Below are 13099 nucleotides of genomic sequence, written 5' to 3' on the forward strand. Positions count from 1 at the left end.
TGTTAAAGTATTTTTACGTTTCCAACTGTATTTTAATAATCATATACAGTTAATTAACTGTTGTAAAGATACTATTTTATATGAATTAAGCGGGTTTTACCCCTTTTCTTAACTCAATAACCGTTATCTCAGGCCATATCCCTACTCTGCCAGGAAATGCATGAAAACCAAAACCTCTATTCACATTCAAATAGCGTCCCATTTCATTATACATTCCTGCCCATTGTTTATAAACATATTGTACCGGACTCCAGCGTATAAAACCGGGGATTTCAATCCCAAATTGGAATCCATGTGTATGACCACTTAACGTAAGATGATAGTGATCCTCGTGTTTTTTCACCTCATATTCCCAATGAGAAGGATCATGGCTCAATAATATTTTAAAATCTTCTTTAGTCACATTTTTTGAAGCCAGTGTTAAATCACCTGCTTTTTTAAAATTATGCCCCCAATTCTCTACACCTACAATAGCTATTCGTTCTCCATCTTTTTCAAGAAAAGCACTATCATTAAGTAACAAATTAAAATCTATTTTATTATGTATATCCTTTATTGCTTCAAAATTAGCTTCCTTTTCTTCCTCGCTTTCCCAGGTTACATATTCTCCATAATCATGATTCCCTAATACAGAATACTTACCATATTTTGGTGTTTTTATACGTTTAAACGTATCTATCCAATCATCCATTTCTTTCGCCATAGTATTGACAATATCGCCCGTAAACAAAAGAAGGTCAGATTCTTGTTCATTAATCAAATCAACAGCATATTCAATTTTTTCAGCCTCATCAAAACTACCAGAATGGATATCCGAAATTTGAGTGATTCTAAGGCCATCAAAAGCTTCAGGAAGATCATCATAATGCAATACATGTGTAATTACTTTATAATTATATTTCCCTCTAAAAATCCCATGAATCAACCCTGCAAAAGGTATTGCTGCAATTCCTAACGCTACCTGACTGATGAATTTCCTACGATCTGGTAAATATTGAGGAGCACTTCCTTCAAAAAACGTATTTGATAAGTAGTTATATCCTGCTACACACACCCTCACAATATCTTCTCCAAACATAAACAAAACCAGAATTAATTTTGGTACGATGGTGACCAACAACAGACCACTTGCTCTCAAAGTATATTGTGTAGGCCCTACATTTCTATCATAATTCGTGAATATATATATAACATAACTTATTACTAATATAGACAAAACAAAATAGCCTATCTGCACTATTTGATTTCTGGTGATAGTTCGCACAGCCTGATACGCATAGATCTCAATCAACAGATAAATCACAATAGGTATTATCCAACGCATAATTTTTCCCTTATTTAATTAAAAAAACAAAGCTATTCTACCTTTTTCAAATCCATTTAGGTTTAAGTAAAAATTAACGATCTTTATTTTTAGTTGATAGAAACCCAGAGGTTTTAGTAATAAATAGCCTTAATTCTTAATAACTTTTTTTTCAAATGTAAAATTTTTATTCGTACCTTCGTCCATATGTCTTGTTAGTGGGCTTTCCACTTGGAAAACAATTTATATTTGCAAAAAAAATTACAACCGTATTTATAGCAATTGATAACATTGTTATCAATTTTATTTTGGGGCGAAATGCCGTCAGTACTTGACGGCATTTCTTATTTTTTAACTTCAACATTACCTGCCCGTTCCTTAAGTCTTTAAGTTCTTCAAGCTGTTGAGTGATTTTAGTATTAAAAAATCTTTATCTAATACCTATTATTTTATACTATTTTGATTAATCTTCTTTTTATATTGCATTCCTTAAAAGCTATCATATATTATGTCACAAAAACGTCTTTTTTTACTGGATGCTTTCGCCTTGATTTTCCGTGGTTATTACGCTTTAATCAAAAACCCAAGAATCAACTCCAAGGGGCAAGACACTTCTGCTATAATGGGTTTTGTCAATTCTCTTTTTGATGTTATTAAAAGAGAAAAACCAGATCATCTTGCTGTTGCTTTTGATAAAGGCGGTAGTACGGATCGTTTAGAAATCTTTCCAGAATATAAAGCCAATCGCGACGAAACACCCGAAGCTATACGAATTGCAGTTCCTATCATACAGGAAATACTAAAAGCAATGCATATCCCTATTATTGAAAGAACCGGTGTTGAAGCAGATGATCTGATAGGTACGATAGCAAAACAAGCTGAGAAAGAAGGGTACAAAACATATATGGTTACTCCTGATAAAGATTATGCACAACTAGTTTCTGAAAATATTTTCATGTATCGTCCTGCCAGAATGGGTAATGGTATTGAAATATGGGGTATTCCTGAAGTACAGAAAAAATTTGAAGTAGAAAGACCTGAGCAGGTTATCGATTATTTGGGAATGATGGGTGATGCTGTAGACAACATTCCTGGACTGCCAGGAGTTGGAGATAAAACCGCCAAAAAGTTTATTGCCGCTTATGGATCTATGGAAGAGCTTTTAGCCAATACAGATCAACTTAAAGGTAAAATGAAAGAAAAGGTAGAGGCAAATGCAGAATTAGGTCTTCTATCAAAAAAACTCGCTACAATCATTACAGATTGCGATGTGACATTTAGTGCCGATGACTATGAACTTTCTGAACCTGACGCTAAAAAAGTACAAGAAATATTTGAAGAGTTAGAATTTAGACGACTAAAAGATCAATTCATAAAAATCTTTTCCGGAGAAGAAACAACAGCCACCCAATCCGGTAGTGCCTCTACTTCAAAAAAACAAACAAAACAAGCTGGAGCAGGCCAGTTCTCTTTATTTGGAGATAACGAAGAACAGTCTACAGAAGTTGCTTCTTACTCTAGTCGAAAAACCATAGCTAACACCGAACATTTTTATCAAAGCATAGCTCCTGGAATGGCGACAAAACTATTTCTTCAAAATTTAATGAAGCAGGAAAATGTATGTTTTGACACAGAGACCACCGGTCTTGATCCTCTTACAGCTGAGTTAGTTGGAATTGCTTTTTCTTGGGAACCCACCAAAGGGTTTTACATCCCTTTTCCTGAAGAACGTGATGAAGCTCAAAAGATCATTGAAGAATTAAGACCTTTTTTTGATGCTGAGCATATCACAAAAATTGGTCAAAACCTTAAATATGACATCAAAGTACTTGCAAAATATAATGTTGTAGTTAAAGGAAAACTATTTGACACAATGCTAGCACATTATCTTATCAATCCAGATATGAGACATAATATGGATGTCCTTTCTGAAACCTATCTTAATTATGCTCCTGTTTCAATCACCGAGTTAATAGGTAAAAAAGGTAAAAACCAGTTATCATTTCGTGATGTTCCTGTAGAAAAACAGACAGAATATGCAGTTGAAGATGCAGATATCACTCTTCAATTAAAAGAACACTTTGCTCCAGAATTAAATGAAGCAAACATATTATCTTTATTTGAGGATATTGAAGTCCCATTGCTTAGAGTATTGGCTGACATGGAAGTTGAAGGTATTAATCTTGATAAAGATTTTCTTCAATCATTATCTGATGAGTTAGATAATGACATCAAAAGCTTAGAGAGTAAAATATACACAGAAGCTGGTGAAGAATTTAATATCGCTTCACCAAAACAATTAGGAGTAATATTGTTTGAAAAATTAAAACTGGTTGACAAACCCAAAAAGACAAAAACCGGGCAATATTCTACTGCAGAAGATGTATTATCATATTTAGCCAAAGATCACGAGATTATTCAAAACATATTAGACTTTAGAGGCTTATCAAAGTTAAAAAGCACCTATGTTGATGCTTTACCTACACAGGTGAATGCAACTACCGGAAGAGTGCATACAGACTATATGCAGACCGTTGCAGCTACAGGACGTTTAAGCTCCAACAATCCGAATCTACAGAATATTCCGATTAGAACTGAGCGTGGTAGACAAGTAAGAAAAGCTTTTGTACCAAGGGACAAAGATCATACCCTACTCGCTGCGGATTATTCTCAAATAGAACTACGAATCATTGCAGCATTAAGCGAAGAAGAAACAATGATTGAAGCCTTTAGAAACGGAGAAGACATTCATGCTTCTACCGCCGCTAAAGTTTTTAATGTACCTATTGAAGAAGTAAGCAGGGAGCAGCGTGGTAATGCTAAAACAGTAAACTTTGGAATCATATATGGAGTTTCTGCTTTTGGATTAAGTAACCAGACCGATCTTTCGCGTAGCGAGGCCAAAGAATTAATAGACACTTACTACAAAACGTATCCTAAGCTCCGCAATTATATGAGTGAGCAGGTAGATTTTGCAAGAGACAATGGATATGTTCAAACAGTATTAGGAAGACGCAGATATCTAAAAGATATTAATTCTGCTAATGCGGTAGTACGTGGTGCTGCAGAACGAAATGCCGTGAATGCACCAATACAAGGAAGTGCAGCCGATATTATTAAGATTGCTATGATCAATATCCACAAAAAATTAAATGAAGGTAATTACAAAACCAAAATGCTTTTACAAGTACATGATGAATTGGTTTTTGATGTTTATAAACCCGAATTAGAAGCTATCAAACCTTTGATCAAAACCGAAATGGAAAATGCATACAAACTTGCTGTACCACTAGATGTAGATCTTGGGTTAGGTGATAATTGGCTAGAAGCGCACTAGAGGTTTGTAAAAACTAAGATTTACTATTAGTTATATCACTAAAAAAGTCATAATAATTTAAAAAAGTTGGCATTACCGGACCATTAAATGGGTTGGGAGCATTAAACAAGACACAGATAGCTATTTTATTTTCTGGATCAACCAATAGCTGTGTCTTGTATTGATTTACATTTCCTCCATGATATATGACTCTACGCCCTCTATAGTCTAGTATACGCCAACCCATACCATAATAAGAGTCGGTTACTCCATCCCATAGGTTTACATAAGTATCTTTATCACTGGTACAAATAACAGGGTTAAAAATATCCGTTAGACTCTCTTCGGATATAACATCTGGTCTATATCCTAGCAACACTTTTAAATACTCTCCCATATCAGATATCGAAGCATTAACACCTCCAGCAGCAGCAACATTATAATAATTCTTATGCAAATCAGTGAGGTAGTACTCTTTAGAATAATGATTCCATCTATGAGGTAAAGCAATATTATTACTCTGAGAGATTGCTGAATAAGTACTGGAAGCATTATGCATTCCTGAAGGCGCAAAAACCCTTTCTTTTATAAGTGTTTCAAAAGATTGATTTGTTTGCTGTTCCATTACCTTTTCAATCACAGAAAACATAGCATTTTGATATTCATACTCCGTTCCTTCTCTAGATACAACTCCTTTATGCTTAAAACTTTTAATAATCTGATCGATAGACAATCCACGATTTATTAATTTACTATACGTATATTTATATAAGCCTGTTGTATGAGAAAGCACATGACTAACCTTAAGTCGATTTGCCTGATCCCGATCTTTTAGATCAAATGTTTGTAGTGACTCTTTTATCTTTTGGTTCCAACTTAACTCACCTTTATCCACAAGATTTCCAGCAAGAACAGCAGTTACTCCTTTAGACAGACTTGCTATCCTAAAAACAGTATTTACATTAACAGAATCCTCGGTGTGGATTTTTTTTACCCCAAATCCTTTTTTATAAATAACTGTAGAGTCTTTAACAATAACCACTGCCGCTCCTGGGCATTCAGAAACATTAAAATTAGTTTTAAAAAACTTATCATAATGTTCTAGAAAAAGAGACAAAGAATCTTTTTTTTCAACCTCAGGCTTTTTTGCGGTTACCGTAACTACTTCTTTACTCTGTTGGCTTTGACATCCAAACAACATGAATGCCACTATTAATACTCTTAAAAAGTAATGCATATCTATCATAAATGTCTGCAAAATAAATGTAAAATTATCACAGAATAAAGTCTTTAGCCTTAAAACTCCTTATTTACTATAGAATATATAATCCAAAACATTAAAAATGCCTTCTCCATAAAAAAGAGAAGGCATATAAAATCAAATACAAAATTCCCGAAAGTATATCATAACATATTCATTACAACACAAATCTATATGTTGCTTTAATCAAAAATGTATTATCAGGTTGTTGATCTAATATTTGGTTGTTCAAACTTCTGAACAAATGATCTCCAGGATCTCCCGACCCTGTAACTCCTTGTGACCACACGAGAAATATTTCTGATCCAGGAATATACTCCCATCTTAATACTAGATTAGACCTAAATTGTACAAAGGCAAAATCAGGATTATCTATAGTATAATCTACAGCACCATCAACATCTTCATCAACAGAATACACATCATTAGCAAAAGAAATTTGATTCTCATTATAAAGATTGATTCTCTGATTAAGGTCTTTTGCAACCGGGTCATTCACAAAATTAAAATTAGAATATCTTCCTCTGGATATAAACGGCTGCCCATAATACTGTATCGTAAGATTAGGGTTGATATTATAATTCAATCTAATACTAGCACTTAAGGTTTGTTGATCAATTTTTGCAGTAACATACCTTGGAGTACCATTAAAATCAGTTTCAGTTACATACTGTGTTTTATTAGGATTTCTTTCAAACTCCGGATTAAGCGACATACTAAATGCATCAAATGGCTGATATCTTAATCTTAGTACATATCGTTGAAAAGAAAAGTTATTTTGTTGCGCCCATGAATTCACATGACCAACGGTAAAATTAAACTTCTTTCTGCTATCAGAACCAAAGAACAATACGGCTATATTCTCTTCAGAAAAACGAAACCTCGGTCCACCTCTTAAAATAGTATTTGTAAATATTCTAGGCTTATGAATATATTCTACCTCTGTCCACCAATTATTTTTATAATTTATAAATCCTCCTGTACCATACTGAATTCTATTATAGTTACCATCAAAATCAAAAGAAGAAAATTGATTAAACCACAGATTTACTCTTCGATATAATTTGGTTGGTTTTAAAAACAAATATCTAAGATTGGTGAACTGCCTTATTTCATCAGCCTGACGTAAAAAACCGATGTCATTTAATTCTAACTCTGGAGATCTCCAATAAAGACCTGCATTATATCTCCAGTTACCTCCACCAGATTTACCACCTGTAAGCTTACCTCCAGTACCGGTTAATGATGTTCGATTAGGATCCACCTCTACATGATCGGCATCCACTCTTTGAAACAAATGTGTTAAAGAATTCTGTGTAGCTTCTATCGCTTCTTTAGACCCTTCAATATGACTTGTAACAATATTACCTTCGACAAAATACTTTCTCTCTTTCCAATTATGCCTAAAATCTATACCTCCGGTATATGCAGATTCTCTTAAAAAATTAAGATTGTTCTCTCTTAAATTTACCAATTCACTTGTTTCATCGGTATTAGGATCTTCAAAATCTATATTCAAAATATCCCCGAGATCTCGATTGGTAGCTGTAAAGATCCCTCCTATATATGAGTTACGATTATTAAAGTCTTTCTGTAGCCTTCCAACAAAATAATTGGTTAATGGTTCTACTATAGTTTCTCTTCTGTTACCATCTTGATCTTGAATCTTAGCAATTTCTCTAGAGGTTACACTTTCCAAAACACCGATTGACCATCCGTTTTTGGTTTTTCCGCTAAATTTTGCCGCTCCCAAAATAGTAGTATTATTTGGTCGATCTACGAATTCTCCATCAATAGTGTTTATGGAACCTTGTGGACTTCTTCCTATTCTCCTCGAATAAAAGACATTATCAAAACCATTGGCAAAACGATAATCAAATATATTTTTGTTCTCTACAAAGAAAGGACGTTGCTCTCTGAAAAATATCTGAAAACCATCTAAAGCAATCGCTGCTGGATCGGCTTCAACCTGTCCAAAATCGGGGTTCACAGTCAAATCCAGAGTTAAATCATTTGTAATTCCAATTTTTGCATCCAGTCCTCCGTTTAATTTAAAGTCATCTCCATCTCTAAATGGATTTCCTTCTTCTTCTGGGAAAGTATCATATTGAGTCACAGTAAATGGCTGGATCTCTAATTGCTTTTGTGGTTCTATATCTATAAGACCATGCAACTCTCCAAACTCACTAATCCAACCGGGAGCATCTTGCGGGATTCGCTGCCACACCGACCTCTCTTCTTTTCTAAAGATTCGTCGGTTTACTTGCAATCCCCACACCTGTTCTTTACTCTTTCCAAATTTTAATTGACTTAACGGGATTTTTATTTCTGCGGTCCACCCTTCATCATCTATATTAGTGGCAGCATACCAAATAGGATTCCAACTACCATCCCAATTATTACCATTCTGAGAAATAAATTCATCTCCTTTTACTCCAGCAGCTGTGATTGAAAAAGAAAAACCAGTTCGTTTATCAAGGTAGCTATCCAAATTGATCTCTACCCAATCTCCGGCAAAACCATCTCTTCTTGAAAGTCTTTTTTCTATTTTATCAGGTTCTGTATCATAACACCTGTATGCTACATATAGATATTTCTGATCATATACTATTTTAAATTTTGTTTGCTGGGCGGGTGGTGTATTTTCATCTGGTTGATTTTCGATAAAATCTCCAGTCCATTCTACCAAGTCCCATCCAGATTCATTAATAAATCCGTCGATTGTTGGAGGTTCATTTTGCTGTAATGGTTTTGTGGTATAAATCCTTTTTTTTACCGTTTGAGTAGAATCTTGAGCATTAATAAAAAAAGGAAACAAGAAAATAACCAAAAGATGGCTAAAACGTTTCATAGAGTGATTAGTTTAATGATTGATATAACTAAGATGACAGAAATTATTCTGGTTTGTCACACTTTGTTTCTTTTTTTAGTAAAAAATTAACAGCATAATAGGTATCCAAACTGTAAAATCAGTAATTATGTATCACTACAAAGAGATTTATCTGAAAAGCAATGAATCATCATTCAAAAATAATATCAACTTGCTGTTTGCTATATAAATATATAATTGTACATTTGCACCCCTATTTTATATAGGAAAGGAATGTTTAATAAGTAAAATTAATTAGTGTGGACACATTAAGTTACAAAACAGTATCTGCAAACAAAGCAACCGTTACAAAAGAATGGTTACACGTAGATGCTGAAGGACAGACTTTAGGACGTCTATCTTCTGTAGTTGCAAAACTACTTAGAGGTAAGCACAAACCTAACTTTACCCCACACGTTGATTGCGGTGATAATGTTATCATTACCAATGCCGAAAAAATCAACTTAACAGGAAAAAAGTGGACAGATAAATCTTATATCCGTCACACTGGATATCCTGGAGGGCAAAGAAGTCTTACTGCTCAGGAATTGTATGAAAAAAATCCAGAGCGTTTAATCGAAAAAGCGGTAAAAGGAATGCTTCCTAAAAACAAATTAGGAGCTGATTTATTCCGTAATTTAAAGGTTTATGCAGGAGCGCAACACAATCAGGACGCTCAGCAACCTAAAACTATTAACTTAAACGAATTTAAGTAATGGAAGTTATTCACAAAATTGGTCGTAGAAAAACCGCTGTAGCTCGAGTTTATCTTAAGGAGGGTTCTGGAAAAATCACGATCAACAAAAAAGATCTTAACGCATATTTTACTACTGGAACTTTACAATACAAAGTTAACCAACCTCTTATGCTAACTGGCAACGAGGAGAAGTTTGATGTAAATGTAAATGTATATGGTGGTGGAATCACTGGTCAGGCAGAAGCTGTTCGTTTAGCAATCTCCAGAGCGGTATGTGAGCTAGATGAAGAAAACAGAACCGTCTTGAAACCAGAAGGTTTATTGACAAGAGATCCTAGAATGGTAGAGCGTAAGAAATTCGGTCAGAAGAAAGCGCGTAAGAAATTCCAGTTCTCTAAACGTTAATTTATTAAAACAGTATTTGTTGTTATTCCGATTTAACGGAAGTTAGTTTAGCATCTAAATATTCAAGGCCTAAAAATAGTCACTTGTTTATTGCTAATTCAACAGAACGTAAACTATTACAAAAATGGCAAACAATATCGAAGTAAAAGAATTACTTGATGCAGGTGTACACTTTGGACACCTTACAAGAAGATGGGATCCCAATATGGCACCATATATTTATATGGAACGTAATGGTATTCACATCATTAACTTATATAAAACTGCTGCAAAAATCGATGAAGCTAGTGAAGCTTTAAAGAAAATTGCTGCATCCGGTAGAAAAATTCTTTTCGTTGCTACCAAAAAACAAGCAAAAGAAATCGTAGCTGAAAAAGCAAGCAAAGCCAACCAGCCTTATATCACAGAAAGATGGCCTGGTGGAATGCTTACTAACTTTGTTACTATCCGTAAAGCTGTTAAGAAAATGGCTGCTATTGATAGAATGAAGAAAGACGGTACATTCAACACTTTATCCAAAAAAGAACGTCTACAAGTAGATCGTTTAAGAGCAAAATTAGAAAAGAACCTTGGTTCTATCTCTGATATGACTCGTTTACCTGGAGCACTATTTGTTGTAGATATTACTCGCGAACACATCGCAGTAAAAGAAGCTCAAAAATTAAACATTCCAATTTTTGCAATGGTAGATACCAACTCTGACCCACGTCAAGTTGACTATCTAATCCCTGCAAATGATGATGCTTCTAAGTCTATCGACAAAGTAATGACCTATGTTAGCGATGCAATCATTGACGGCTTAAACGAAAGAAAAGCTGCTAAAGATGCTCCGAAAAAGGATGCTCCGAAAAAGGAAGCTCCAGCAAAAGCTGCAGCACCTGCTAAGGTAGTAGAAGAAGTTGTTGAAGCACCAGTAGTAACTGAAGCTGCAAAGCAAGAAGAAGAATAAACAGATTGACCGTTTAACAATCTTTATTCGAAGTTAAGTTAGAAATTCAAAGCTTAACTTTAATATAAAATCGATGAGTCGTTTAGTTCTTTACTTTTGCAGTACTGACTAAACGACTTATTTTTTAAAATAAACAAATTAAAATATTTAATAGATATAGATATGGCAAAGATTACAGCCGCAGAAGTAAGTAAATTACGTAAAGCTACAGGTGCCGGAATGATGGATTGTAAAAAAGCACTTGTTGAAGCAGAAGGAGATTTTGACCAAGCAATTAAAATCCTTAGAGAAAAAGGACAGAAAATAGCTGATAAAAGAGCTGACAGAGAATCATCTGAAGGTGCTGTTATCGCAAAAGTTAACGACGCTAAAAACAAAGGTGTAATCGTTTCTCTAAATTGCGAAACTGACTTTGTTGGAAAAAACGAATCTTTCGTTTCTTTAGCTAAAGAATTAGCAGAAGTAGCACTTAACAGCTCATCTAAGGAAGAGTTATTAGCTGCTGACTTTAACGGTATGAGTGTTCAAGATAAACTTATTGAACAAACTGGTGTAATTGGAGAAAAAATAGAAATCGGTGATTTCAAAATGCTAGAAGCTCCTTTTGTTGGATCATATATACATGGAAACAAGATTGGTGCCTTAACAGGATTATCATCTACTATCGATAGCGCTGAATCGTTGGCCAAAGATATTTCTATGCAAGTAGCTTCTATGGGAGCCACTACATTATCTTACAAGGATTTTGACCCTGAATTCGTTGCTTCTGAAACGCAGGCACGAATCGCTGCTATTGAGAAAGAAAATGAAGAGTTAGAAAGACTTGGAAAAACATTAAAAAATGTTCCTCAGTTCATTTCTAGATCTCAATTAACCGAAGAAGTAATTGCTCAAGCAGAAGAAAGATTAAAAGAAGAGTTGAAAGCAGAAGGTAAACCTGAGCAGATTTGGGATAGAATTCTTCCTGGTAAACTTGAAAGATTTATCTCTGATAACACTACACTTGATCAAGAACAATGTCTTTTAGATCAAAATTTCATTAAAGATGAAAAGAAAAGTGTTGCTGATTATGTTAAATCATTAGGTGACGTTGCTGTAGTTTCTTTTGAAAGAGTAACTCTAGGCTAGTTCCTAAAACATATTATTATTGTGCTCTAGCACAAAATTAAAAAGCCGCTTCTTATCAGAAGCGGCTTTTTCCTCATTTTTCAAAATATTTTCTTCCTAGATTCTAATCGTTTTCCCTAAAACATTTTAGAACTTTCTAAAATGCTACCCCAAAAAAGACTAACTCCCCAATCAGTCTAGAATTAACATATTCAACTGTTATAAAAATATGTTGCTCCCGAAAAAACGACTATCACTATTTCAAAAATATTTCTCATCCCCCTTGTTCTTTGTTTTCCTTTGGCAAACCTATAACATAATCTAAAGCCATCCAATACTGGTGGCAGGGGAAAAGAACCCTTTTTTACAGGGGTTTTTTATTTTACGGTTATTATAGTATTATTCAAAACATTTACCTTTACTTAATAAAGTATTTTCTAAATTAAGAATATCATTATATTTGCACGACAGTTAAAACAAGCAATGAAATACAAAAGAATATTACTAAAATTATCTGGCGAGGCTCTAATGGGCGAACGTCAATATGGTATTGACCCAAATAGATTGGCAGAATACGCACATGAAATTAAGCAAATCACCAACAAAGGTGTTCAAGTTGCAATCGTAATTGGAGGAGGTAATATTTTTAGAGGTGTTGCAGGAGCCAGTAAAGGAATGGATAGAGTACAGGCAGATCATATGGGTATGCTTGCTACAGTTATCAATGGATTAGCCTTACAAAGTGCTCTTGAAGATTCTGAAATACCTACTCGACTTCAATCTGCTGTAAAAATCAATGAAGTTGCAGAGCCATTTATACGTCGTAGAGCACTTCGTCATTTAGAAAAAGGAAGAGTTGTTATATTTGGAGGGGGAACAGGTAATCCTTATTTTACAACAGATTCTGCTGCAGTTCTGAGAGCAATAGAAATTAATGCTGATGTTATTCTAAAAGGAACTCGCGTAGATGGTATATACACATCGGATCCCGAAAAAAATGCTGATGCAACAAAATTTGATTTTATATCATTTGATGACGTATTAAGAAAAGGGCTGAAGGTTATGGATACTACCGCTTTTACATTAAGTCAAGAAAACGAATTACCAATTGTAGTTTTTGATATGAACAAAGCCGGAAATTTACTGAAAGTTGTTTCTGGAGAGTCGATCGGAACTCAGGTAAACCTTTAAT

9 protein-coding genes are annotated in these 13099 nt (G+C 34.3%); 6 read left to right on the forward strand and 3 right to left on the reverse strand.

Going from position 1 to position 13099, the window contains the following annotated elements; all coding sequences use genetic code 11:
- Positions 1-85: 85 nt before the first annotated feature.
- Positions 86-1324 (reverse strand): metallophosphoesterase, encoded by a 1239-nt coding sequence (locus tag U0D62_RS14045; protein ID WP_322287938.1) that lies wholly within the window; start codon positions 1322-1324, stop codon positions 86-88.
- Positions 1325-1808: 484 nt separating this feature from the next.
- On the opposite strand from U0D62_RS14045, the gene polA reads away from it, so the two are divergent.
- Positions 1809-4640, forward strand: coding sequence for a DNA polymerase I (gene polA / locus U0D62_RS14050; protein WP_322288405.1), 2832 nt, complete (start codon positions 1809-1811; stop codon positions 4638-4640).
- A gap of 13 nt (positions 4641-4653) precedes the next feature.
- On the opposite strand, the gene U0D62_RS14055 is transcribed toward polA, so the two are convergent.
- Together U0D62_RS14055 and U0D62_RS14060 are read right to left on the reverse strand one after the other, a co-directional pair.
- A complete protein-coding gene (locus U0D62_RS14055; protein ID WP_322287939.1) occupies positions 4654-5856 on the reverse strand; it encodes a serine hydrolase domain-containing protein in 1203 nt (400 codons plus the stop codon).
- A 181-nt stretch (positions 5857-6037) separates the two neighbouring features.
- The gene (locus tag U0D62_RS14060) at positions 6038-8731 is read right to left on the reverse strand and encodes a DUF5916 domain-containing protein (RefSeq protein ID WP_322287940.1); all 2694 of its coding nucleotides are present in this window, start codon (positions 8729-8731) and stop codon (positions 6038-6040) included.
- Between the two features lie 278 nt (positions 8732-9009).
- Between U0D62_RS14060 and rplM the strand changes: the two genes are divergently transcribed.
- The 5 genes from rplM to pyrH all read left to right on the forward strand — a co-directional run bounded on the left by rplM (position 9010) and on the right by pyrH (position 13098).
- The gene (gene rplM / locus U0D62_RS14065) at positions 9010-9465 is read left to right on the forward strand and encodes a 50S ribosomal protein L13 (RefSeq protein ID WP_322287941.1); all 456 of its coding nucleotides are present in this window, start codon (positions 9010-9012) and stop codon (positions 9463-9465) included.
- A complete protein-coding gene (gene rpsI, locus U0D62_RS14070; protein ID WP_322287942.1) occupies positions 9465-9851 on the forward strand; it encodes a 30S ribosomal protein S9 in 387 nt (128 codons plus the stop codon). Before rplM ends, rpsI begins: the two co-directional genes overlap by 1 nt.
- Positions 9852-9975: 124 nt before the next feature.
- Entirely contained in the window at positions 9976-10800 is an 825-nt protein-coding gene (rpsB, locus tag U0D62_RS14075; RefSeq protein WP_322287943.1) for a 30S ribosomal protein S2, read from the forward strand.
- A 162-nt stretch (positions 10801-10962) separates the two neighbouring features.
- Entirely contained in the window at positions 10963-11928 is a 966-nt protein-coding gene (tsf, locus tag U0D62_RS14080) for a translation elongation factor Ts (protein ID WP_322287944.1), read from the forward strand.
- Positions 11929-12390: 462 nt separating this feature from the next.
- Entirely contained in the window at positions 12391-13098 is a 708-nt protein-coding gene (gene pyrH, locus U0D62_RS14085; protein ID WP_322287945.1) for a UMP kinase, read from the forward strand.
- Position 13099 lies beyond the last annotated feature (1 nt).

Origin of the sequence: Aquimarina callyspongiae, assembly GCF_034322225.1 — a bacterium.
GTDB lineage: Bacteria > Bacteroidota > Bacteroidia > Flavobacteriales > Flavobacteriaceae > Aquimarina.